The following is a 24,397-nucleotide window of genomic DNA, read 5'->3' on the forward strand; positions in this document are numbered from 1 at the left end:
TCTTGACATGCAACTCACATCGGCCTGGCTTAACCAATTGCCGTTACCCACCATTACATCAGCTCATTCCGTCTCCGGTGGTGATATCAATGAAGCCTTCCGGTTGGAAACCGCCGAAGGCCCCTATTTCCTACTCGTCCAGCCCGGTCAACCGGCAAGCTTCTACGCACACGAGGTGGCGGGCTTGCAGGCCCTCGGCCAAGCCGTCAACGTCCCCGAAGTCATTGCGACCGGCGAGATCGACCACGACGCTTACCTGGTCCTGGAATTTCTAGAGATTGGCGATGGTAGCCAGTATGACCTGGGCCAAGCTGTCGCCCGCGTTCACCGTCTCACGGCCCATCAATTTGGTTTCGATCAGAGTAATCTAGTCGCCAAGCTACCCAAAAATAATACGTGGCAAAGCGACTGGACGACCTTCTATCTCAAGCAACGACTCGACCCACTGGTGGCCCGCGCACAAAAACATGGGCTGTGGAGTCCCACCCGTCAGGCCGCTTACGACCGGGTGCGGCAAGCCATTATCGACGAGAATCAGGGTCGGCAGATTCAACCATCCTTGCTCCACGGTGATCTCTGGGCCGGCAACTACCTGTTCACCACCGATGGGACCCCAACCCTGATCGACCCGGACGTCTTGTACGGTGACCGGGAATTCGATCTCGCCATGACAACAATCTTTGGCGGCTTTTCCGCCGACTTTTATCGTGGCTATCAGGATGCCTATCCCCTGACCGCCGGCTACACGGAACGACTACCACACTACCAACTCTATTACCTGCTCGCCCACCTCAATTTATTTGGAGAGACTTACGGCGAGGCGGTCGACCAGACGTTGGCTCGAGGGTAATTGAAGGCTATCCAGTCCGACGAATAAAGCTATATTCTTCCGAACTTTTACACTTTATGGCGACTTAATGTCGCTAAAATAGCCAGCATTCCATTGAGAATGCTGGCTATTTTTAAGCTCTTTTATTTTCATTATACAAAAAGCGTCTTAACGCAAAAATGCACATAGCAATATCAAGTTTTCAAAGACTTGTTATTCATTTGCTAATAGCCAGTCTTTTCGAGTCATGCAAAGCTTTTTTCACGACAATCATCTGCATATAACAAAAAGCCTGATGGCAACCTAAACACACTCTATTCAGCCGCTAACCAATCCTGCAAATCGGCCAAACGGGTCACCCGAACTTCCGGCTGACTCTCATCAACAATCAAATGTTCGGGATCAAACAGCGCACCGGCCATTCCAGCTCGGTGCCCCGCCGCCACATCCAGGTTCCGGTCACCAATCATGATGGCTGTAGCCTTGTCCACATCGTATTGCTGGCAAAGGGCCAACAGACTGGTGGGATCGGGCTTACGTGGGTAGTCATCGTCCTTGGTGACGTACCCACTGAAGAATTGATCTAGGTTCAACGCCGCTAACCGGTCCAGGGCCCGACGATTTCGATGGGTTAACAGAAAGTTTCGCCCACCCGCGGCGGTCACCGCGGCCAAGAGTTCAGCCGCGCCAGCGAAGGCCGTCGCTTCTGGCAACAGCGGTGCGGCGAGTTGCTCGTAAATTTTGGTCAACCGTTCCCGGTCAACCTGATACTCCGCCGTAAATCGTTGATAGGCCCGACCCAGGCTGTGCTGGCGCATGGTCCGATAGATATCCTCCTGATCAATCTCAAAGTCGTTGACGCCACAAGCTACCAACGCTTCCCCAAAGGCCTGAACCATCCCCGGATAGGTGTTGACCAGCGTCCCGTCGAAATCCCAAAAAAGTTGCTGATAACACATCGTGTTTCCTCCTAAAAAACGAGCTCGGCTGTTGCCACCGAACCCGTCGCTGTTTTATTTATGATCCGTATCAAACCAAATCGTGACCGGACCGTCGTTGACCAGTGCCACCTGCATGTCGGCGCCGAAGACCCCCGTCGCCACGGGAATCCCGGTAGCCGCCAACTTGGCATTCAGTTCCTCATACAATTTTTGGGCGTGTGCCGGTTCGCCAGCCGCAGTAAAACTGGGGCGGTTGCCCTTTTTGGTACTAGCATATAACGTGAATTGCGAAACGGACAGGATACTCCCGTCAACATCGGCCAGGCTCAAATTCATCTTGCCCGCCGCATCCTCGAACACCCGCAACTTACTAATCTTATGAACCAGATAATCGACCTCTTCACTGGTGTCGCTGTCCTGAGCACCCACCAGCAGACAGAACCCCTGCTGAATGGCACCGTGAACCTCGCCGTCAATGGTAACGGAGGCTTGACTAACCTTTTGCAATAATACCCGCATGACACAACCCGCCTTTCTTAATTTCAACGTGAAAAAAGGGCGCTGAATCGCCCTCTTTTCACACCTGTTGTTTAGTGGAACGCCCGCTTAACCACGTAGACGTCCGGAATGTTCTTAATGCTATCAATGATTCGTTGTAGTTCAAATTGATTTCTCGTGCCCAGACTGACCGAGATGATGGCCATTCGGTTGTGATCGACCTTGCCATTGATCGAGGTCAGGAACTTCGTATTGTTGTTAATCGTCCGCAGTACGTCGTTTAACATCCCGTTACGATTGTAGCCCTGCACCTCAATATCGGCATTGTAATTGGTCTTATCGCCGGCCATATTGCCCCAGCGAACCGCCACGATCCGCTCACCATTCTCTTCGGCGTGCTTGACGTTTGGGCAATCCTTGCGATGAACGGAAACCCCACGACCCTTGGTGATGTAGCCAACGATATCATCGCCGGGCACCGGTGAACAACAGTGGCTCAGCCGAATCAACAGGTTGTCGACACCTTCGATGACCACGCCATCGGATTCTTTGCCCTTATTGCGATCCTTACGATCATTGTCGTTATCATTCTTAATGGTCTGGTGTTCTTCCAGCAGCTCGCGTTCTTCTTGACGCTGCCGTTCATTCTCTTCGGCCTGCCGTACACCTTCCGTGAGACGATTGGCCACGCCACGAGGCTGAATATCACCAAATCCGATCGCGGCCAGTAAGTCATCGGCGTGCTGGTAGTGCATCTTGGCGGTGACCTTCTCCAAGTTTTCCTTTTTCATCAAGGCCTTGGGGTCGTAGCCCAACTCGCGAATCGTTCGTTCCACGGCGTCTTGGCCGGCCACAATGTTTTGCTTGCGATCGGTCTGGCGGAAGAACTGTTTGATCTTGTTGCGGGCCCGCCGCGTGGAAACCAGCTTTAACCAGTCCCGACTCGGGCCAGCCGAACTGGAAGACGTACGAATGTCGACGATGTCCCCGTTCTTAATCTCGTAGTTCAGCGGCACAATCTTGCCGTTAATGGTGGCACCGGTGGTATGGTGACCAACCTCCGTGTGGATGGCATAGGCCATATCCAACGGTCCGGCGCCCTTCGGCAACTCGAGTACGTCGCCCTTCGGTGTGAAGGCGTAGACGTGGTCGCCAAAGAGCTCGCCCTTGACACTATCCATGAAGTCGGAGGCGTCGTCGGTGTCTTCCTGCAATTCAATGATGTGCTTGAAGATGTTGAGTTTGTCGCCGGTATTGGTCTCTTGAACCTTATCTTTGACGCCTTCTTTGTAGGCCCAGTGCGCCGCAACCCCGTATTCGGCGACGGCGTGCATTTCCTTGGTTCGAATCTGGACTTCCAACGGCCGCCCCTCGGGTCCAATCACCGTCGTATGCAGGGATTGGTACATGTTGGCCTTAGGCATCGCGATGTAGTCCTTAAACCGGCCAGGCATGGGCTTCCACTGAGAGTGGATCGCCCCGAGAACGGCGTAGCAGTACTTAATGGTATCGACAATCACTCGGATGGCAAGCAGGTCATAGATCTGGCTAAATTGCTTGTGCTGATCCTTCATCTTCCGGTAAACCGAGTAGATGTGCTTCGGCCGGCCGTAAATTTCCGAGTCCAAGTTCAAGTCCTTGATGGAATTTTGAATGACCTTAATGGCCCCGGCAATGTACTGCTCCCGCTGATCACGCCGAGAATTCATCAGGTGAACGATCCGGTAATACTGTTGGGGGTTCAGGTAACGCAGGGAAATATCCTCGAGTTCCCACTTGATGGTGCTAATCCCCAACCGGTCGGCCAGCGGCGCGTAGATTTCCAGCGTTTCGTTGGCAATTCGGCGTTGCTTGTCGGGCCGCAAATGTTGCAGCGTCCGCATGTTGTGTAGTCGATCGGCCAATTTAACGATCATGACCCGAATGTCCTTGGACATGGCCAACAACAATTTACGGTGATTTTCCGCCAACTGTTCCCGGTTGGATTTGTACTTAATCTTCCCCAGTTTCGTAACGCCGTCCACAATCAAAGCCACGTCGTCGCCGAAAAGTTCCCGGACATCACTGAGCGACACCCCGGTATCCTCCACAATATCGTGCAGGAAACCCGCGGAAACCGTTTCTGGGTCCATATTGAGGTCCGCCAGAATTCCAGCCACTTGGATGGGATGCATGATGTAGGGTTCACCAGATTGACGATGCTGGTCCTTGTGGGCAACCGTCGCGAAATGACAGGCTTTAACCACCATTTCAACGTGTTGCGCATTCATATATTTACCGACTCTGGCAATTACTTCTTCAGCCGTCCAGACACGTTCTTTGGTCATATTGGACGCCACCACCCTTAGTTATAAATTATGATTCGACAGTCTTTTTCGTTTGGGTTAACCCGTAGCTGAGATACGACAAGCACAGGTAAACCACAGCAAAGTAATACGTATATTGCGGTAGAAATAGATAGGCGCCGAGTAGATAGACGACCGGCCAAATCAGTAGCCACCAGCCCGGCTGAGTCCGCCGATAAATGGCGCGGCCTAACCCAATCGCTAAACACCCATTGATCACGGCGAGTAATCCGCCGAACCGGAGAACGGGATCCAAACCGATCCACGCCACCAGTGCGGGAACCACGATTCCCATGACCAGACTCACAAGCCAATACCGCCAACCAATTCTCTTCAAAAATGCCATCACCAGTTCACCCAGCTCTCTTATAATTGGAACTATTTTAGCATGTTTTCACGGAGATTTCACCCAATCATCTCGGTTGTTGCAGTTCCAAGACCAGAGACAGCGCAGAAAGGAGATAGAGTGGCGCCGTTTCCGTCCGTAAAATCCGTGGTCCGAGGCCCACCAGCGTGGTTTGTGCGGCCTGCGCAGCGGCCACTTCGGCGGGGCTAATTCCACCTTCTGGTCCGAAGATGGTCAGCACGCGTTGGCCGGGTTCCAGAGCCTGTAACTGCTGATTTAAGGCACTCTGTTCGCCCTGCTTGGCCGATTCTTCATACGCCATCAAACGCACGTCCACGGGCTCCTGTAAGACGGCCGTGAGGTTTGGTGCGTAGCTCACCGTTGGCTGGCGGAGGCGGTGGGACTGTTCGGCCGCCCCGTCCGCAATCTTCGTGAGCCGCTTGAGTTTCTTTTCAACCTTGTTGCCCTGCCATTTGGCCACGGACCAGTCGCCCCCGAAGAAGATAATCTGGTCAACGCCGAGTTCCGTCGCCTTCTGGGTGATCCACTCCGCCTTCTCCTGCTTAGGCAAGCCACAAGCGATGAGGGCGTGCACGGGGAGTTCAACCTTAGGCGTGGGCACGGCCGTCAAGGTTACCGTCGCCTGATCGGCGGTAACCTGAGTCAACTGGCCGTGGAACAAGTGGGCCGTGTCATCGACAAACTCCGCGGTTGCGCCCACCTCGGCCCGCAAGACGGTGACCCAGTGGTGGTAAATGACGGGAGACAACGCGACCTGATCCCCGTCGTGATGGGGTGCTGCTAGGAAGTATCGTTGCATCTCTATTCATCCTCCGTTGGTTTGTGCGCGATGACACCGCGCCAATCCTTCATTTGCAAGATGTTATCGATGATGAACCCTTGCTTGCGTTGGGCGGCCACGACCTCATCCAATTTATCAGCGATGATGCCGGACGTCAGGAAATACCCACCGGTGGTCAGGTTCTCCCAGGCTTGGGGAATCAGTGGCAAGATGATTTCGGTCAAAATGTTGGCCACGACCAAGTTGACCGGTTGGTGAATCCCCTTTAGCAAGTCATTGGGTTTCGCCACCACGTCTTGGGCCACGGGGTTCAGATCCAAGTTGGTCTTGGCGGAACGCACGGCAACCTCATCGAGATCAAAAGCCCTGATAGCCTTGACGCCCATGTACTTGGCGGCGATGCTGAGAACACCAGAACCGGTACCGACATCATACATGGATTCGCCACCGCGAACGACCATTTCCAACGCCGTCAGGGACAGCCGCGTGGTCGGATGGGTGCCAGTTCCAAAGGCCATCCCAGGGTCGAGCCGAATGACGTTTTCACCGGGTTGGACGGGCTGATAGTTCTCCCAGCTGGGGGTCACCGTCAAATAACGGGTTACCCGGACCGGATGATAATATTTCTGCCAAGCAGTCGCCCAACTCTCGTCATCGACGGCCTTGGTCGTGACGGTACCGGGTTGGGGATCGAGACCGAACTGACTGAGTTCGCTGACCCGCTGTTTAATCGTGGGCAAGATTTCTGGAACAAAGACGGTTTCGGGATAGTACGCGGTAATCAGCGCCCCCGTCGTCCGGTGGGGAATCGTCTTCAAGTCCACGATTTCGCCGAACTTCCCGGCCTTTAGATTGGCGTAATCCGCGGCGTCGTCGATCTTGACGCCACTAGCACCGGCTTCCTGTAAGATGTTGCTGACCGCTTCCACGGCCTCGTTGGTGGTTAAGACACTCACTTCGGTCCATTCCATGACTGATTTCCTCCTTATTATGTAAAAAGAGCTGGAGACAACAATCTTGTCACCAGCTCACCGCTAAACATTTAAGAAATTGACGAAGACGGCCGCCTAGACCTTCTCGGTTTTGGACGGGTGGTCAGCGTTTTTTTGCTTTCGCTGGGCAAGACGTGTTTCCAGATAATCCAACATGTCCGCCTCATTTTGGAATACGCGGGGATGCTTCTGTTTGTGCAGGCGCAAATCAATCTCGTTAATTCGCTGACGCCCGGTCCACGTATGCCCATAACGAATGATTACCCGGTTATTGAGCGAATCTTTTCCGAATTTAAAGACGTAGACGCTCTCTGGCGCCATCAACGGCCGAATATAGGACTTCTCATAACGATAGTTGTTCTGCCGCAAAAACTCTTTGGTTCGACTCAGCATGGTAATCACCTCCTAATTCATGACAATCTACTCGGTTCACAAACATTTTAAGGCCACTTCGGTTGTCTAACCCACTTTAAAATGTATCAATAATTGATAATAGTTGATTTTACACCAGATTGCAAGCAAAAAGTCCACGCGTCACAACATTTGTGGCTCTTGATTTCAGCCCGATGGTCACTATTTTGTAAACACTTACATTATACCATACTGTCCGCACGGTTTCCGCAAAAATACGGCATCCCCAACCAGAAATTGACGCCTCCAGCATTTTGGTTGCATTTTATAAACAAATCGTTAAGAATAGAAGGTAAAACAAAGCGGCTGGTGGCCGTGAGGAGGAAAACTATCGTGCTAAAAGAGTTTAAGGAATTTATCGCCCGCGGCAACGTCATGGACCTGGCCGTTGGGGTCATCGTTGGGGCGGCGTTCACCGCCATCGTCAATTCTCTGGTGGAAAATCTGATCAACCCGTTACTGGGGATTTTCATTGGAAACATTGATTTTTCCAATCTGGTCTTTACCGTGGGACAAGCGCACTTCCGTTACGGGGCATTTATCAACGCTATCATTAACTTCCTGATTATCGCCTTCGTGGTCTTCCTACTGGTTAAGTTCTTGAATAAGTTGACGCCCAAACCCACCGAGAAGGAAGCAGAACCAGAGCCGAGCACTGAGGAGAAATACCTGCAAGAGATTGTGGAATTATTAAAGAAAGATGCTAAGTAACTCAACCAGTATTTTACTAGGGGCCGTGAGCGATCGCGACCCCTTTTGTCTGTCCGCCACTATCCGCATACGTCACAAGGCACCATAAATTCGTGGTCGCCGGTAAATTTAATCAATTGCTAAAATTTTTTCTTGAAATCCCCCACACCGCCCCATAAAATAAAAATCAGGGATTATCGGCTAAAGCCGCAATCCTCGCTATTATTTTCTACATATTAAGGAGCGACAACGTATGATGATTTTTATTTGGCTGCTGATCTGTGCCGCTGGCGGCTATTGGGCGTATACCCACCATCGCAAGTGGCTGGTGGCCCTGAGTGCCGTGCTCTTCGTCTTCGGCGGAATTGGCGCATTGGGCGCGAGTCAGCCAACCGAAAAGACCAAGACGGTGAAGGTTGGGACGGCCCGTTTGGCCAAGGCCCAGAGCGAGTCACGACAACTCGCGGCCTCGGCTAGCCGACAGGATAAGGCCTTGGCTCTCGTGTCGAGTCAAGTCGATGAATCGGAATCGGTGAGCGAATCAAAGGCCGATAGTGCAAGCGAAGCCGTGGCTAGTTCTAAAGCAACCGCTAAATCCGAATCAAAAGCGGCCGCCAAAACCGCTAGCGAACAAGCTAGTGCGGCCAGTCATCAGGCCACCCAGACCAGTCGAGCCAGCCACAAGCAAGGCGATCTCGATACCAACAAAGCACAAAAGATTGTGGGTAACCGCAATTCCAAGATTTACCACACTCCCGATCAGGCCGGCTACCACATGAATAGTAGTAATGCGGTTTATTTCCAGACGGAAGCCCAAGCCAAGGCGGCGGGTTATAGAAAGGCGCTGCGCTAATGAAAAAAATACTTACACTGACTGCCAGCCTAATCGCGCTATTTAGCATTGGCCTGAGTGGTTGCGGCCAACAAAAATCAACGGCCAAGTCCGCGAGTTCCAGTACGAAGGTCATCTATGACCATGGTCCCCAGAAGCGGGCCAGTCGCCTAGAAAAGGCCAATGCCAGCGAAAAGGCCCGGCTGGATCAACGACAAGCCAAGTTAAATCGAAAACAAGCCAGCCTCAAGGCGGCGAAAAAAGCCACTCCCCAGACACCGGCTCAACACCCCACGACTACACGGTCGTCCGGCGTCAATCTGGCCAATCTAACCTACAGTGGCCAGCAAGAGATTACCGTTAACCAGAACAAGCCGGGCTTTAGTCAGGCGCAGCTCTCGACAAAGCACGGGGCCTGGGCAACTTATGCCAATCTGGATAGCCTAAACCGGGTCACCGGTGCCTCGGCCTTGCTCAATCAGTCCCTAATGCCAACCGCCCAACGTGAGGCACTGACGGTTGACCCGACCGGTTGGCATAATAAGCGAACTAGCCACGGTTGGCTATACAACCGCAGTCATTTGATCGGCTACCAATTCACTGGCCAGAATAACAATCCCAAGAATCTGATGACCGGGACCCGGACGCTGAACAACCCCAGCATGCTCCACAATGAAATGGACGTCGCCACCTACCTGAAATCCAGCAAGAACCATTACGTACGTTATGCCGTGACCCCTGTCTTTAAAGGCAATGAACTGGTCGCTCGGGGCGTGCAGATGCGGGCCCAGTCGGTGGGGTCTAACGCCGTTCACTTCAACGTGTACATTTTCAATATCGAACCTGGTTATACCATTGATTATGCGACTGGGTATAGTCACGCTAGTTAATGACTTCACCAACGGGTACGATTAATTTGCAAGTTAGCTTACCTTTCTCGGATAAAATGCTATACTATTCGAGAGATACGATAACGTTAAGAAAATGGTGGGCAGACCGAAATCGTGGTAAAAATTTAGGAATCGTCAAGAGGATGAGCATATGAGAAATGAGAAGTTAGAGTTGACTAAAACCGATTGGCAACGCGCTCAGACAGCCGTTTTCAATGAATACGATCGGTTCGTGAAGCAACTCCATGTTGAGGGTGTGGACTATACGATTCTGCAGGCCCGACGCATTGTCATTTATCAAGATTTGATTGAGGAATGGAAGCACAACCTGCCAACATTGATGACGGACCTGGAGGATAATACGCAGGCCCTCACCGTCTTTGATGACCTTGCTCAAGATGGCCAGAGTCATCTGCTCACGCGTTGTGCAAAGAAGATGGAGGCTTGGCCGGACTACATCCCGTCGCAACTCACGATTTGGCTGGAGTTGGCTGAGGATGCAGAACGAGAGTAACCCAAACAAAACGCGTAAGACCAGTGGCCCTACGCGTTTTGTTGCTGAACGGGTGCCTCACTCGTCCAGGTGATGAGGTCGAGGCAAGCCAATCGGTTCAGGTAGTGGGTTAATTCGCTAGCCGTTAAGCCGAGCTTGTCCTGAATTGTCGTGACCGTTACGACTTCTTGGGGCGTCACCGCAATCCCCAGTAACGTCTCGATTAGTGATAGTTCAACGGGGTCTAACTGGTCGATGACGCGGTTCAAGCGCTGGCTAAAGAGCCGGATACCACCTTTGAAATTAAATACCATCATTTTCATCCCCCAAATAAGACAAGATTTTTAATTGGTTCTACCCCAGCCTATCACGACGGCTACTAGTTGGAGTTGTTAACGACCGCCAAAGATAGCACGCTTGACCAACTAACCACGCACATTAGGAGGTGCCCTATGGATACACTCGTCACAACGATTTTAGCAAAGGTCGCCAAGCTTCCCGCCAAACGCACGTTAATGTACGACGTCGAGGGTTTCGACGAAGGACAGGTCGAGACGCTGCAAGCCAAACTGGCGGCGCAGACCGATCTGCACGTGGAAGTCACCGGTACTCGGCGGCATCCAGTGCTTGAGATTCACCAACAAAGTTAAACGCGAAACGAGCCTGGAAGACGTGATCCTCCAAGCTCGTTTTTTGATGTTCACACTGGTTTACCGTAGTCGAGTAACTGTAGGTGCTCAAATTTCGTGAGTCGCTGTTCAATCTCAGCCGCCGACAGTTGAATCTCGCCGGCTGGAATCACGTGGTCGTTGGTCCACGACAACTGGGTAATCTGATCTAGCAAGTGAATATCCTCATCATCCAATTGATCAATCACGACGGCCAATTGATTAATGAACCCCTTGGTCCCACCGTGAAAGCTAAACGCTAATCCCCTAATCATGATGCACGCCCCCTATATTCATAAAAAAAGACCTTTATTTATTGGCTAGATTACCATTAACGGCGTTATCTTCGTTGGAATTTAGCTTGTCATGATAAGCCAGTTTATAAACAGTCAGCGGCTATAATTGATTTATATTCATTTTGGTAACCGCTAAATTCGGAATTCAACCGATTGTCTTCAGAATATTCAGGATATTTATGCAAATATTGCTTTTAATTATTAAGATCGCGTAGTATTCTTATACTTGTCGCGTTTTTTGGCGGCGATTGCCCCCTAGAACTCGATAACGGTGTTCTTTACATTGGACAGACCAACTGCAATATCAATGATTTATGATAATACCTATTTGAAGCCAACGATTCAATTGCATCAATCAGCTTAACGGTCTTTCTGTTTGGTGACGACGGCTCTGGTTCGATTCCGGAGGTAGTCCTAGGATTAAGCTCACCTTTTCAGTCCCAACGACTTGTGCCATAATACTGATAAAGTCGCTAAATTTGGGGAGGTTGTGCTGATGCATGAAAAAATCGGATGTTGGGGTTGGCTGGGCATTTTGCTGGCTCTTGGTTTAGTCTACGACTATTGGTACATCATCATCCCCCTCGTCATTATTGTCTACGGTATCTACCTGTGGCGGGAAAAGCGGGCAACCAAGGATGAAGCGGTAGCCACGGACAGTGCCGCCAATTCCACTGAGTCTTTGCCGGAAGTCCCCACTATTGTTGAGGAGCAGAAGCCAACGGTCAAAGATCTATTTGACGAAACCAAGACCATGAGCACCATGACGCTCAGACTGGATGAAGAAAACAAATTCTATGATTTTCAGGACGATCATCTGAATCTTAATGTTCTGTTGACGGCCTATCAGGATAATCCGGGTCAGGCTCGCCAAGATATTCAAGACTTTGTTGATAGCCTGTGTGAACTGAGTCAAGTCGTTTACGAAAAAACTGGCGATCTGGACTATTCATTTCGTCAATACATTGGCCAACCCGACTTCGATCTCTTACTGGTTCAGGTCAAGAACGGTCAAGTGGAATACTTCTTACTGGACGACCCGCAATTTCTGCAGTTGGCCAATGGTGACCCGGATCAGCCGCTACTAGAAGTCACCCCCATGGATGATGATCTGGCCACACAGCTCCGCCAACTCAAGGCTTTGTTTGACGAAGGCGTCATCACACGAGCGGAATTTGAAGCTAAAAAGAAACAATTATTGGGGATTTAATTGGTACATGATCCGTCCAAAAAAACTGATGACGTTAAAAGCTGAGGCATCATTTTAGAGGAGGAGTTTTGGTATGACACGTTTAAAGCTTAATACCTGGACTGGGGTTTTGGATATTGTGAACTGTGTCCTGTTCGTCCTGTCTTGGTTTGTGATTTTTGGTGCCGCATTCAGCGACGCCAGCAATGGTGGAAACAGCACGGATTCGGCCGCAACATTTTTCTACGCGATGGCTTGGATTGGGGTCGTTGTGAACATCGTGCCGCTGGTACAATCCCGCAAGCACGGTATCTCACTGGTCGGTTCGGTTCTGGGGATTATTGGTAGTGCGCTGTTTGGCTTTACCGCGGCACTGGCTTTCCCAGCCATGGTTGTTCTGATTGTCGCCGCCGTCTTCATCATGTTACAACACCCTAGTAAAAACGTCGTGAGTCAAAACGATAACTCACAATCACCCACGAACTAGTGATTAATTGAATAAGGCTTACCTGATCATTTCGGATTAGGTAAGCCTTTTTTTCACAACGAAATTTGTAACTTATGACCGGTAACGCCGAAAAACAATAGCTCCCAGAGAACTGAGTGCCAACACGATCAGGCCCCAAATCGTTATCCGATCTTTTTGTTCATTGGTCTGTGGAAGTGTGACTGGAGTCGCTTTACGGGCAGTTTTAGGCACGGCCTTTGCTGGAATGAGACGCTTTGCGGAAATCAAGGGTTGAACGGAAGCCTTCACCACTATCCCCTGAATCGTCGCACCGGCACTGCCAGCCACCACGCTTGCCTCATTCAACATGTCTGGGACAGAAGATGCCGCTGGCGTTGGCTCGGTTGGTTCCGCTGGTTTTGTTGGCGCTGGTTCTGATGGCGTTGGTTCTGATGGTGCAATCGGTTCCGGCGCTTGTGGTGCGGGCGCGACCGGTACGACGGGTGTCTCGGGATCGGGGCCGCCGTTATTACCGCCACCGTGCCCACTATCATCTACCGTGTAAATGTAGACGACGGTTTGCGGTTTGGCTGTGTATTGGCCGGTCGCGTTATGATCCTTAACTTCCTTGAACGTATACCCTTTGATTTTTAGCGGACTGGTCGTGTAGGCTTCCCCGATGTAGCCATCATTTAAGACCCGATCCTCGGCGAGTGCCTTTCCCGCTTCGTCTTGGTAATGGACGGTCACGGTGGCGGCTTTGTCGGATAGGATGTAGGGTTGGACAACGCTAAGGTAGGCATATTGGCCAACACGGTACTGACCTACTAAAAAATATGCATCTTTTTGGTAAATTACATGAGTTGGCTCAATTATACTCGGTAGTTTATTTCCTGACTCTTGCTCTTGAATATTTGTAAAATTCAAGCCTCCATCTCCATCTTTGGTCACACCTGGAATATTATTCTCTCCTTTCGGAAGATATATCAAAGGATACCATCGAGCATACAGCTCCCCATTAGCATCTATCCAGACTGGTTCTCCTACAGCGAGAGTGGGAGCTAATATAATCTTTTTCCCGTCAGAAGAATAGTAATTGCCAACTATGTGTCCCGTTAGTTTCTGACGATCGACATAAATAGGGGGTAATTTAACAAATTGATTACCGTTAGCTTCTGGAATAAGTTTTGGAAGGTTTGCTACCGGCCGGAAATCCCCAATATAATTCATGTTCGCATCAAAGTGTGTCAAATTTGTTAGGTTCGATAACACCGAGATATCACTCACTTGATTGTTTTGAATATCCAATGATGTTAATTTTGTTAAATTAGCCAGTGGTGAAATATCTCGAACATCGCCCTGACAATGAGAAACACCATGACTATCAGTATTCGTACCAGTATTAAGAATAATACCCGTTAGATTTTTTGCATACTCAAGCCCTTTTAACGAATACTCGGTTTTACCATCAATATAGGTGTTGTTATTGTTAAATTGCTTGAGCAACAGCATATCATCCTGAGAAATATCCGCAACACTTTGCCAATGTTTACCACTACCCAAGGCATTTAGATTTTTTAAAATCGCCTGCTGTAATCTTTTGTTAGGCATCCATTGGTCAATGGTTTCAGTATCGGTTCGTGTGGTCGGCACCAGTTCCTTTTCCGCCGCTGCCGACTCAGGTCCAATACTCCTAGCGATTGCCGTATCATCTGAGTCACGATCATCTTTAGGGAAACTCAAACTACTCGAGTGCTCGTCAACAGAATTATTACCCTCTAACTCACCTTGATTTTCGCTGACAGCCGTCACCAACTTGTTCGAAGATACTGGCGCCTTACTTGCGGACTCGCCCGCAACTTGATTAGCGTTAGTATCAAGGGAATCGTCATTATTAATATCACTATTGTCGGCATTATCAGCGCTGCCTTTAGGTATTGATGAATCCATTTCATCTGATCTGCTATCCACTTTCGATTGCTTCTCACCATTTGGCACAACACCTGATTGTCGCACACTATTCTCGACCGGAACAGTGTCTGCCCGCACCGTCTGCCCATTTACGCCAATTAACGTCAAGGCTATTACAGCCGCACTCGTTAAAACCTCACACTTAGTAAATCGCCGCTTTTCTCTCACTAGCATTGCATTCACTTCTCCCAATAGCAATAATTCACGAAAATATCTCTAAAATCATAATCATACAGAGCATAGCATGAGCCAGCAAACTAGGCAACACTATAAACAACATTATATAATCGCTGAGTCTCTAATAACCACGGGATTTAGACAGCCTTTCTCCCCTAATCTTTTCTCGCATCATCAAGATAAAAATACTAGGCATACACGATACAAATAAGAATTTATATCTATATTTAAATAATTAGGGACCCATCCGCAATAGCTCCATGCCGGGTAAAATAAAAACGCCCTTGGAGGACGTTTTAGAATTCTGACACTTCCAATTTTATTCATAATATTTCCGGACTCGGACCAGTCAACATTTTCGTAGTGCGGGTCCACGGCTTCATCGTCATACACTTATCCTAGACTGTTGGGCTTACCATCGCATTGACCACGACCGCCTCATATCCCCAGGCAGCCGACTTAATCTTTCGAAACCAACGTAAGGTCTCCTTGGATAAGAAGTTTACGACTAATATGAACGGCTCCTAATTGTCTAAACGCTGACGGACCAAGCAAATACGCCGTTCCGAGACAACATAGGGCTCCAAACCGGCCTGATGATAAAGCCAGTCTTCCGTCCCTGGGAGGTCAGTGATGGCATAAATTCTTTTTGAACTATCTGTTAGCAGCTCGCCTGAATACACCATCAACTGATCAGTTTTCCTTCGCTCATCTTAAGTATTACTTTTTCAACTGCAAAGCATCTTCCCGATCAAGCTCCGCGTACCGCCGTTTAACAGCGGCAAGAAATTCGAGCTCTTGTTCAGAATAGAAGCTCTTAAATTCATCAACGCTAAACCCTGCCGGATCATCGGCCAAAAAGTTCAGGACCTCAGCAAACGAATGAGCATGTTCTTGATGGTGGTCTTTACGCGAGCGACTATTCCAAAAGGGAAAATACAGCCCGCTCTCGGAGAATTCACTCATGACCCAAATAATATCCCCTATCTCCGGTCCATGACTTCCGAAACTGCCCGTTGAATCTTCTTGACGCCATTTCTGTTGAAACGGTGTATCCACCACCCATAATTCATCCCGTAAATGCTTCTTGGCAACGTTGACCGGTCGCATAACACCCTCATACTTGCGCTCAAACCTGCGTTCAGCGTGATCAGCCCACAAACGACGAATAAATTTAAACATGAGCCCCATCTCCAATATCTAATAGCTGTCTGCTCACAATACGATTATTTATCTTCAAACGCTTCAATCAACCGACCACTGTCAGCATCAAATACCGCAATATTTCCAATCTTCCCGGCAGGACCACTGTGGTTGCCGCCATCAACAAAGTAACGCGGTTGCTCACCCGCATATTGAATCGTCAGAACGCCACTGGGACTTACCGTCCGATTACGCAACGTTGCCTGCGACTTGGGAGCATCGTAAATCCCAGTAATCAGGGAAGTCGGTGTATGACCACTGATAATGGCATAATCTAACGGGTTATGCGCATAGTTCGGGTAGATGGGGCCGTACCAATAGGGTTCTCGTAGCCAATATTTCTCATGCCGCGGGGTATCAGCTATTGGATCGGCAAGCGTAAGGTCTAACCCTGCATGCACAAAGAGTAAGTTTCCAATTGCCAACGTTAGCGGCAAAGCTCCCATCCACGCGATCAGTTCTGCATAGGATTGCTTAACAATCTGAAAGACATCGTCAATATCCTCAGCCGTTTCCCCCGTGGCTAAGGCCGCTTCAGCAATGACATCTTCTCCCGTACCATCTAACCAAAATTCATTCTTTCCCGTTAAGCTCTCCCAGGCGGCGGCATCGTGATTCCCCTGGATAGCGAAGACGTGCGTGGGGTCCGCGCGCTGCATCTCAAAAATTTTTTTCGCTGTAGCAAATCCAGTATGGTGGTGTAAGGAATCTTGATAGTCTCCGAGAAAGACCACCGAAGCTCGGGGATAGCGCGCCCAAATTTTAGCTAATTTTGGAAAGACCAGCATTTGTCCATGCAGATCTGAGAGAACAATGACCTCGCGAATATTAATCACCCCCTTTCGAATCAAAAATAACCTGACGTTCCGACTTGTAGCGAACGACAAGCCCAGCAATCGGATTGCCAGCGCCGTACCAATACTTCACGCGTAGCCAAAGCAGCGAATTGTTCGGGGTATCCGGTCTAACCCCGCATGAACGAAGCAGATCTTGCCCGCAACAGAATTTACCGGTAGTGCCCGCATCCAGGCAATTAGGTCGACCTGCTGTTCTAAGACCAGCTGTCGGTCACGCGTGAGACTTTGGGCTCCGCCTAACACCTTAACTGCCGCCACTAAGGTATTAGTGCCACCGAAGCCAAGCCAAGAGTCCCACTGAATATGGCTAAGGAAGTCCAGTGCCGCCTGAACATGATTTTCCATTAACACCACGGTATGCGTTGGAATGGCTGCCTGCATCGCGATACTTGGTCTGAACCTCTGCCAGTCGTTAATTTCCCGTGTAAATCCCCGAGAGCTATATAAATCGCCACTGAGCCTCTCCGCCTCACGCAGATACTTCAATCTCAATTGTTGCTACCTTTGCTAACATCAAGGATAGCATTTTCCAGTACATAACTCAACAGTAATGTTAATTTAGACAAATAAACGTTATAAGTAACAGCTAGGCTCCACAATTTTTCTTCGAAACCCTACTGTCCATCCAATCCAACTCAAACATCGGTTGGAAAAGTAAGCCGTGCACAAATGGCCGCATGATCCAATCGCTTAGGCTTTAACCACCGGTACGCCAGTGATTCAATTTCTATCCGCGGCGAAATGGTAATATGGTCATCGGCAATCTTCGTTTCAATACCGTTTTTACCCTTGTGAATGAAACTTCCGCCACTCACTGGGGTCTGCAGCAACAAACCATATTTACCTAGTAGTTCACGCTGGACCAACTCACTTGCTGGTTCTTGGTCTAGGCCGGAATAATCTTCGTCCACAATGATCCGCGCATGATTATGGTCGCCAAGTAGGAGCACGATATCAGCCTCGCCCTCACGCTTTAACCGCTGAATCATCTTTTCAAGATGGGGTAACGCATCCACGGACATATTCTGATATCCCGCCGCACTGAGATCTTGACGCTCGCGATGTGCCTGATAGCTCTCGTCAGACAATGCCGGATGAAGTCTAATTGAAGCAATCCCCAATTTGACACCCGAGTACAGTGGCAATACCGTTGCCAAGTAATCACAACCTGAGGGTTCCGCTGGATAGTAGCAGGGAAGCTTCTCCCGTAGCGAAATGAGTCTAGGACCAAACGCTAACAGACATTCATTGTCATGGTTGGTAGCAGGACGCGGATCTGTCATGACTCGGTAGTTGGCCGCCTCAAGCTGCTTCACGAAGTCAGGGAAATCGGCGGTCTTGTACAGTTCATTAAACGCAAGTAAATCCGGTGCTTCTTCCAATTCATCCAAGGCTGGCAGGACATCTTCTTTGAGTGAGGCATTGAGGTTAGTCTTTCCCGCTTTGCCATTCAAGTTTAGACTCAATACCTGATAAGTCGGCGACGCCATTTCCTTTAAAAGATTGTCGGTCAAAATTTGTGGTACAAACAGGGTTTGCGTCGTTTCGTACTGCTTGTTGAGAACCGCTATGAGGGCAGCTCGCTCGTCACTGGTAGAGATGTAAGGGGCAAATGCCGTGTGACATAAGTTAGATAACACCCGAAATAATCTATTTAGACGTTTCGTCGCCACGCGGATAAATCGCGTATTCTTTGCACTAATCGGCTCCTGAGTAAACTCAAACTTGGTCATTAAATCATCTTGAGTTGGATTAGGTTGTTCTGAGTCAAAACATTGCTCGATTACTTTCAAGCTGTGCTGCCAGGCCGCAAACATTTCCTGCTCATTTTGCCGTGTAAATTCGTACGTTTGCGGTCTATACGCCAAGGCCTGAAGCAGTTCATTAATGTCAGCCAACTGGCGAAAGCGCCGGCTAACCACTCGAATAAAACGAAAATGTTGATCAATTTTAGCTTCTCTCATGATTCGATTCTCCTTAAAAATATCCATTCACTTATCATTAAACAATTAACAATGATACGGGGCAATCACTAATATATTGGCTGCCTTTTCTGCCCAAAACCATCGTTTGCTCCTTACCCCCTTTTTCTTATTTATAAAAGGTGATGTTAACTTCCTTATTGTTCTCCCTCACTTGAATCAGTTTTAAATTGATCATCTCTTAGAAAGTTATGCTCCAAAAAATCAAAAGCGAACTTCTTCCCTCCTCTCGATAAATCAAGCATAACATATTACATAATTATATGATACTACCTTTTGCATAAAATTGAATATGCTGATTTCTAATCGCCTTATTGAATAGTAAGCGCCAGAGTTAAAAGACATAGAAAAAATGCTAAGCTTAAAGGCATAAAAGTTATCTGACAGGATGCTCTTATGCCTCTATTACTTTACATGTGGCAGTGAAGACCGGCCATGGTTTTTTTGGAGGGCTTTGAGACCGCATGTAAAAATGGCCACTTCAAGAAGCGCTTGAATCTCTACAGCTTTTGACATATACTCACACGCCATTCACAAGATTGAATAGCAAAGTTGTCGATATATTATTTGAAAAAATGATGAACCTGAAGCCTAATCCACCACTCTCTTCGCCTCATCCTACCATTTCAACTTTTCGTCGGATACAGGTTCGACCAATTGTTTTACCGTAAGACCATTTAAAATCGGAAGCTCGACAACCGAACGTTGACCGGCCGCCAAACCATCTTTACAATAGTCTTTATGGAGGTGTCATATGGAATCACGAAACCAGAAGTTCCGGCGTTTAGGCGCAAGTAGAATGACCCGAATCTTTCAGGTGATGAACCTTATTGCCAACCTGAGTGCCCCACAATATGTTTATACCATTGATGACATTACGGAGTTGTTCACCACCTATCGAGAACTAGGCAAGGCCTCTCAGGAATATTTTCAAGAGACTGGCCCTACCCGTTACAACGAAATGCCCGATAGCTTCGTTTTTAAAAATCAGTCAACAACTAAGCCAGAATCACGCGCAGCTCACGAACGTTTCCGCCGCTTAGCCGAAAAAAGGATGAGCCGCGTCGTTCACACCCTACGCTTACTGACAAATCTCTCGGACCGATCAAATTACACCTACTCTACCGAAGAAGTGACTGAATTATTTGTAGCCTTCAAGAAAAAAGGGCAAGCAGTGGAAGCGCTGTTTGCCCCCTTGGAGACTGAATTTAATTTTAAAAACAAAGAGTGATTATTTCTCAAGTTTACTCAACTAAATTTAAAATTAACGTCTACATCAACGAGGTGTGTTTTTTGTGTCTCAGTATATATGACAAAAATGCTATTATTTTCTTTCTATTTACTTAAATGTGTGTTACTTTAAGGCTTGGAGATGTTAAAAATGAAAATGAATCCCAAACCTTTGCTAGATCTAATTTTGCCGCACATCGGGAGCTCTATTCCCGCCAACATAGTACATCAGGTATTTATCCAGAAGCTCCTACAACAGTTCCCCAGCTACAGTCACAAGAAATTAGCTCGAATTGCATCCGGAAGCATTGGTGGCGCGTCAGCCCATAAAACGATCATGTTCCATCCTGAGTTTCAGCCTAATGGTTCTAATAAGGAATGCGTTATCGTAAGAGTCAAATAGCTTATAAGAATAGGATGACAAGTCCTCACTTTTCAGGACTTGTCATTTTTATTTAAACATAATCACTATAATTCATAGAAAATACATCTAACCATGCAAATAATTCACATAAAATTTAATCCTAAATTCTGCTGAAGTCCATCGTAAAATTTCCACTTGATTAAATCTAAAACCGTACGGCTTCTGGGTAAAAAAACGAAATACACTCTATCTACCGAATTTAGGTTGACTTCAAGATTAGAGTAAAGAAAAGGAACCCAATTCGAAAATGAATTTGAGTTCCCAATATCTCCTCATCAGCATCGGTTGACAAAGAATCTTTTTAAGGCTTGTCGATATGTCGACAAATGGTAGGCAAATGGGCGGCAACCGTAAAGGCAGTTACCCACAACCCGCGTCGTTATTTAGTTTCATCCTCATCAGTCTTCAAAACTGCCATGAATGCTTCTTGCGGGATATCTACCTTCCCAACGGCCTTCATGCGTTTCTTTCCGACCTTCTGTTTCTCCAACAGTTTCATCCGCCGGGTACGGTCACCACCGTAGAGCTTGGCGGTCACGTCCTTCCGGTAGGCCTTGATCGTGGTTCTGGCAATGATCTTGGCACCGATTGCGGCTTGAACTGGGATTTCAAAGTTTTGGCGTGGGATAATGCCCTTCAACCGCGAGGCAATCTCTCGACCCCGTTGTGCGGCGAACGTCCGATGCGCGATGAAGCTCAGTGCATCGACCTTATCTCCATTCAACAGGATATCGATCTTGACCAGATCAGCCTCTTGGTAGCCACTACGCTCGTAGTCCAATGACGCGTAACCGCGGGTACTGGACTTCAATTTATCGAAGAAGTCGAAAATAATTTCCGACAGCGGCATATTATAGATAATATTCACGCGGTAATCGTCCAGATACTCCATCGTCAGGAATTGGCCCCGCCGGTGTTGGCACAGCTCCATGACCGCGCCCACATAGTCGTTTGGCGCCATGATGGTCGCCTTCACAATGGGTTCTTCAATCCGCTTGATGGCGGAAGCTTCCGGCATCTCGGCTGGGTTCTCCACCGTCTTCATCGTCCCGTCCGTCAAGTACGCGTGGTACGTTACGGATGGCGCCGTGGTAATCAAGTCCAGATTGAATTCACGTTCTAGCCGTTCCTGAATGACATCCATGTGGAGCATCCCCAGGAACCCACACCGGAACCCAAAGCCCAACGCCTGCGACGCTTCTGGTTCAAATTCCAACGCGGCATCGTTTAACTTGAGTTTCTCCAGGGCTTCACGCAAGTCATTCAACTTGGCATTATCCGTAGGGTACAGCCCGGCGTAGACCATCGGGTTCATTTCCCGGTAGCCCGGCAGCGCCTTCTCCGCGGGCATCTCAGCGTTGGTGACTGTATCACCCACTCGGGTATCCGCGATATCTTTGATGCTGGCCGTAATGTAGCCCACGTCGCCGGCAATCAGGTAATCACGCGCGATCGGCTTTGGCGAGTTCACGCCGACCTCGGTCACTTCGTATTCACTCCCACTGTTCATCAGGAGAATCTTATCACCGGGTTGAACGGTACCCTCAAAGAGCCGCACGCTCATGACCACACCACGATAATCATCGTAAACGGAATCGAAGACCAGCGCTTTCAACGGCGCGTCCAAATTACCAGTCGGTGCCGGCACCTTGTGGACGATCTGTTCCAGCAACTCCGGAATCCCCACGCCCTGCTTGGCACTCGCCAGAACGGCATCGGAAGCATCCAGACCAATCACGTCTTCAATCTCTTGCTTGACCTTATCCGGGTCAGCCGCGGGCAAATCAATCTTATTGACAACCGGCACAATTTCCAAGTCGTCGTCTAGCGCCAAGTAAACGTTGGCCAAGGTCTGCGCCTCAACCCCCTGAGCGGCATCAACGACCAGCACCGCACCCTCACAGGCCGCCAGACTCCGTGAGACCTCATAGGAGAAGTCCACGTGCCCCGGTGTATCAATCAGGTGGAATTCATAGTCGTGGCCGTCCTTGGCGTGATACGTCAGTTCAACGGCGTTTAACTTAATCGTGATACCCCGTTCGCGTTCAAGTTCCATGCTATCCAACACTTGATCTTGCATATCGCGCTTGGAGATGGTATCCGTGAGCTCCAAGATTCGGTCCGCAATCGTTGATTTCCCGTGGTCGATATGGGCCACGATGGAAAAGTTACGGATGTATTTTTGATGGTTTTTTAATTTCTCAAGATCCATGTTGATTTCCTACTTTCTTAAACACCATGTCCAGACAATTATACCAACCATCAGCAGTAATCACAAACTAAAAGCTGAGCGTAACGGCGAAAAACCTCGTGGACACAAAAGGCCCGAGCTTTCACTCGGACCCTCTACATTATTTCGTCTCATTTTCATACTGCTGCAGCTGGTTAGGCCCCAACTGTTGCCATTGCTGGCTATAGAACTTGTCATTAATCTGGTAGTGCGGTTGGGCCTGCTTCTGCGTTAAGAAGGGATCCACCCGCCGATCAATGGCTAACCAACCCCGCCAGCCGGGATGAATCGTGTCGGTCATAAAGTACGGCACGTTCCCCTTGTCTGACAAATCGATAATGTTGTTAAAGCCCTGCGACTGCAGTTGATAGTGAATCTTCTGGTCGAATTGCTTCAGCATCGTAGCCGATAAGCCGGTGTACTTTTGCCAACGCTGGTTAATTGGCGGAATGATGAAGATGACGTTCGTATTCAGCCGGGCAAATTGATCCAAGACCAACTGGAAGTCTCCATATTCCGGTGACTTGAGGTAGGACAAGTTCTTCTGGAACCCTTTCAGATTCCCCGACTTGATTTCCTGCTTCAATCCCTGATTATAGAACTTATCGCTAATCTGGAAACGGTTATTGCCCGTTGCCTGTTTCCCTAACTGACCACCGAGTCGATCCAGCGCCGAATAGGAGTAATGAGTGGGTAACTTCTTGGCTTGCCGGTTCACTCGACTCAAGTTCTGCGATGGTAAATTAATGCCGGAGAAGAACTGGTCTTCTTGCGTCAACATGTTCTTCCGCGTTTGTAGATAGAACCGTTGATAGTCCGTCAATGATTTACCGGCCGCCACCCGTTGTAATGCCGCGTAGATGAAATGGTCAGATTTGGCCGCGGGCATCTGGAGGAGTCGTTTAGCCGCATACTGATCAATCGCATCGTGCCGATAATGGGTTAACCATTCCGTCGTCTGCAATTGTGAGTAGTAGAAGCCAAATGCGTCCTTACGCGTCCCATTCTTCACAAACCACTGTGGTGAAACGAAGAAGACCGCCTTCTTATTGCGCAATTCGCCTTGGATGTTTTGCATCACGAAGAATTGCGTCAACGATTGGGTTCCCCGCGCACCAAGTAGGAATGGTCGATAGTCCCGGTGATACTTCTGAGCCAGGACGGACGGATGCATGGGATCGATTCGTGACCATTCCGATGAACCGAAGAATGGCACGTAACCGTTACTCAGCGCCGCTTCCTTAATGTGCTTACCGCGCAAAACGTTGGGTGACAGTGACACCGCTGCCTGCCGTTCTCGGGTGGCACTAATGTGTTTAAACCCGAAAGTGACCGGCGAAGCGAGCACCGCAAAAACGAGAATAGACGCGAGAATTAACGGACCAAAGATCCGTAGTAATCGCTTTGCCATTGGCTAGGCCAGGCTTTCCACTTTCGCAATGATTTTGTTGGGCGTGTCCCACTCTGACCGCTCAAATTCAGAAACCGGCACGTTAACGCCCAGTTCACTTTGCAGCGACAGCAATAATTGCACGGAAGCCATGGAGTCCATGATGCCACTGTCGAACAGGTTCTCATCCATTGCGCCACTAACATCGCTACCCGTTAAGTCGTTTAAAATATTTAAAACCGTTTCTTTGATATCCATTATTA

The 24,397-nt window shown here is 48.9% G+C and carries 26 protein-coding genes; 9 read left to right on the forward strand and 17 right to left on the reverse strand.

What is annotated here, in order from left to right; genetic code table 11:
- Positions 1-7: 7 nt before the first annotated feature.
- On the forward strand, positions 8-850 hold the full coding sequence (locus KB236_04150; protein ID UIF29929.1) for a fructosamine kinase family protein: 843 nt from the start codon (positions 8-10) through the stop codon (positions 848-850).
- Between the two features lie 293 nt (positions 851-1,143).
- On the opposite strand, the gene KB236_04155 is transcribed toward KB236_04150, so the two are convergent.
- From KB236_04155 to KB236_04185, 7 genes are all read right to left on the reverse strand, one after another.
- A complete protein-coding gene (locus KB236_04155; protein UIF29930.1) occupies positions 1,144-1,788 on the reverse strand; it encodes an HAD-IA family hydrolase in 645 nt (214 codons plus the stop codon).
- Positions 1,789-1,842: 54 nt separating this feature from the next.
- Positions 1,843-2,289: a D-tyrosyl-tRNA(Tyr) deacylase gene (gene dtd, locus KB236_04160; protein UIF29931.1), complete on the reverse strand. Its 447-nt coding sequence runs from the start codon at positions 2,287-2,289 to the stop codon at positions 1,843-1,845.
- A gap of 71 nt (positions 2,290-2,360) precedes the next feature.
- Positions 2,361-4,595, reverse strand: a complete 2,235-nt coding sequence (locus KB236_04165; GenBank protein UIF29932.1) for a bifunctional (p)ppGpp synthetase/guanosine-3',5'-bis(diphosphate) 3'-pyrophosphohydrolase — start codon at positions 4,593-4,595, stop codon at positions 2,361-2,363.
- A 28-nt stretch (positions 4,596-4,623) separates the two neighbouring features.
- The gene (locus tag KB236_04170; GenBank protein ID UIF29933.1) at positions 4,624-4,959 is read right to left on the reverse strand and encodes a hypothetical protein; all 336 of its coding nucleotides are present in this window, start codon (positions 4,957-4,959) and stop codon (positions 4,624-4,626) included.
- A 67-nt stretch (positions 4,960-5,026) separates the two neighbouring features.
- Entirely contained in the window at positions 5,027-5,779 is a 753-nt protein-coding gene (locus KB236_04175; protein ID UIF29934.1) for a 16S rRNA (uracil(1498)-N(3))-methyltransferase, read from the reverse strand.
- A gap of 2 nt (positions 5,780-5,781) precedes the next feature.
- Complete coding sequence (prmA, locus tag KB236_04180; protein ID UIF29935.1) at positions 5,782-6,732, reverse strand: 50S ribosomal protein L11 methyltransferase; 951 nt, start codon at positions 6,730-6,732, stop codon at positions 5,782-5,784.
- Positions 6,733-6,828: 96 nt separating this feature from the next.
- Positions 6,829-7,146 (reverse strand): hypothetical protein, encoded by a 318-nt coding sequence (locus tag KB236_04185; protein UIF29936.1) that lies wholly within the window; start codon positions 7,144-7,146, stop codon positions 6,829-6,831.
- A gap of 351 nt (positions 7,147-7,497) precedes the next feature.
- Between KB236_04185 and mscL the strand changes: the two genes are divergently transcribed.
- The 4 genes from mscL to KB236_04205 all read left to right on the forward strand — a co-directional run bounded on the left by mscL (position 7,498) and on the right by KB236_04205 (position 10,090).
- Positions 7,498-7,875, forward strand: a complete 378-nt coding sequence (gene mscL, locus KB236_04190; GenBank protein ID UIF29937.1) for a large-conductance mechanosensitive channel protein MscL — start codon at positions 7,498-7,500, stop codon at positions 7,873-7,875.
- A gap of 232 nt (positions 7,876-8,107) precedes the next feature.
- Positions 8,108-8,707, forward strand: a complete 600-nt coding sequence (locus tag KB236_04195; GenBank protein UIF29938.1) for a cell surface protein — start codon at positions 8,108-8,110, stop codon at positions 8,705-8,707.
- On the forward strand, positions 8,707-9,576 hold the full coding sequence (locus KB236_04200) for a DNA/RNA non-specific endonuclease (GenBank protein UIF29939.1): 870 nt from the start codon (positions 8,707-8,709) through the stop codon (positions 9,574-9,576). Before KB236_04195 ends, KB236_04200 begins: the two co-directional genes overlap by 1 nt.
- 151 nt (positions 9,577-9,727) lie before the next feature.
- Positions 9,728-10,090: a hypothetical protein gene (locus KB236_04205; GenBank protein UIF29940.1), complete on the forward strand. Its 363-nt coding sequence runs from the start codon at positions 9,728-9,730 to the stop codon at positions 10,088-10,090.
- A 29-nt stretch (positions 10,091-10,119) separates the two neighbouring features.
- Here the strand turns inward: KB236_04205 and KB236_04210 are convergent, their stop codons facing one another.
- On the reverse strand, positions 10,120-10,386 hold the full coding sequence (locus KB236_04210; protein ID UIF29941.1) for a hypothetical protein: 267 nt from the start codon (positions 10,384-10,386) through the stop codon (positions 10,120-10,122).
- A 135-nt stretch (positions 10,387-10,521) separates the two neighbouring features.
- Between KB236_04210 and KB236_04215 the strand changes: the two genes are divergently transcribed.
- Positions 10,522-10,719 carry a hypothetical protein gene (locus KB236_04215; GenBank protein UIF29942.1) on the forward strand — a complete coding sequence of 66 codons (198 nt, stop codon included), beginning with the start codon at positions 10,522-10,524 and terminating at the stop codon, positions 10,717-10,719.
- Between the two features lie 50 nt (positions 10,720-10,769).
- On the opposite strand, the gene KB236_04220 is transcribed toward KB236_04215, so the two are convergent.
- Positions 10,770-11,012, reverse strand: a complete 243-nt coding sequence (locus KB236_04220) for a hypothetical protein (GenBank protein ID UIF29943.1) — start codon at positions 11,010-11,012, stop codon at positions 10,770-10,772.
- A gap of 775 nt (positions 11,013-11,787) precedes the next feature.
- Between KB236_04220 and KB236_04225 the strand changes: the two genes are divergently transcribed.
- Both KB236_04225 and KB236_04230 read left to right on the forward strand, forming a co-directional pair.
- Positions 11,788-12,243, forward strand: a complete 456-nt coding sequence (locus tag KB236_04225) for an SHOCT domain-containing protein (GenBank protein UIF30287.1) — start codon at positions 11,788-11,790, stop codon at positions 12,241-12,243.
- A 73-nt stretch (positions 12,244-12,316) separates the two neighbouring features.
- Positions 12,317-12,709, forward strand: a complete 393-nt coding sequence (locus KB236_04230) for a transporter (protein UIF29944.1) — start codon at positions 12,317-12,319, stop codon at positions 12,707-12,709.
- A gap of 72 nt (positions 12,710-12,781) precedes the next feature.
- On the opposite strand, the gene KB236_04235 is transcribed toward KB236_04230, so the two are convergent.
- The 5 genes from KB236_04235 to KB236_04255 all read right to left on the reverse strand — a co-directional run bounded on the left by KB236_04235 (position 12,782) and on the right by KB236_04255 (position 18,842).
- Positions 12,782-14,833: a MucBP domain-containing protein gene (locus KB236_04235; GenBank protein UIF29945.1), complete on the reverse strand. Its 2,052-nt coding sequence runs from the start codon at positions 14,831-14,833 to the stop codon at positions 12,782-12,784.
- A gap of 705 nt (positions 14,834-15,538) precedes the next feature.
- On the reverse strand, positions 15,539-16,000 hold the full coding sequence (locus KB236_04240; protein UIF29946.1) for a hypothetical protein: 462 nt from the start codon (positions 15,998-16,000) through the stop codon (positions 15,539-15,541).
- Between the two features lie 44 nt (positions 16,001-16,044).
- A complete protein-coding gene (locus KB236_04245; protein ID UIF29947.1) occupies positions 16,045-16,872 on the reverse strand; it encodes a metallophosphoesterase in 828 nt (275 codons plus the stop codon).
- A 72-nt stretch (positions 16,873-16,944) separates the two neighbouring features.
- On the reverse strand, positions 16,945-17,259 hold the full coding sequence (locus tag KB236_04250; protein ID UIF29948.1) for a hypothetical protein: 315 nt from the start codon (positions 17,257-17,259) through the stop codon (positions 16,945-16,947).
- A gap of 254 nt (positions 17,260-17,513) precedes the next feature.
- Entirely contained in the window at positions 17,514-18,842 is a 1,329-nt protein-coding gene (locus KB236_04255; protein ID UIF29949.1) for a hypothetical protein, read from the reverse strand.
- 772 nt (positions 18,843-19,614) lie between these two features.
- On the opposite strand from KB236_04255, the gene KB236_04260 reads away from it, so the two are divergent.
- Positions 19,615-20,091: a hypothetical protein gene (locus KB236_04260; GenBank protein ID UIF29950.1), complete on the forward strand. Its 477-nt coding sequence runs from the start codon at positions 19,615-19,617 to the stop codon at positions 20,089-20,091.
- Positions 20,092-20,893: 802 nt separating this feature from the next.
- Here KB236_04260 and lepA read toward each other — a convergent pair.
- The 3 genes from lepA to dltC all read right to left on the reverse strand — a co-directional run bounded on the left by lepA (position 20,894) and on the right by dltC (position 24,392).
- A complete protein-coding gene (gene lepA / locus KB236_04265; GenBank protein UIF29951.1) occupies positions 20,894-22,726 on the reverse strand; it encodes a translation elongation factor 4 in 1,833 nt (610 codons plus the stop codon).
- A 139-nt stretch (positions 22,727-22,865) separates the two neighbouring features.
- Positions 22,866-24,155, reverse strand: a complete 1,290-nt coding sequence (dltD, locus tag KB236_04270) for a D-alanyl-lipoteichoic acid biosynthesis protein DltD (GenBank protein UIF29952.1) — start codon at positions 24,153-24,155, stop codon at positions 22,866-22,868.
- Positions 24,156-24,158: 3 nt separating this feature from the next.
- The gene (dltC, locus tag KB236_04275) at positions 24,159-24,392 is read right to left on the reverse strand and encodes a D-alanine--poly(phosphoribitol) ligase subunit DltC (GenBank protein UIF29953.1); all 234 of its coding nucleotides are present in this window, start codon (positions 24,390-24,392) and stop codon (positions 24,159-24,161) included.
- Positions 24,393-24,397: the final 5 nt, after the last annotated feature.

This window comes from Levilactobacillus brevis, assembly GCA_021383565.1.
In the GTDB taxonomy this organism is placed as follows: Bacteria; Bacillota; Bacilli; order Lactobacillales; family Lactobacillaceae; genus Levilactobacillus; species Levilactobacillus brevis_B.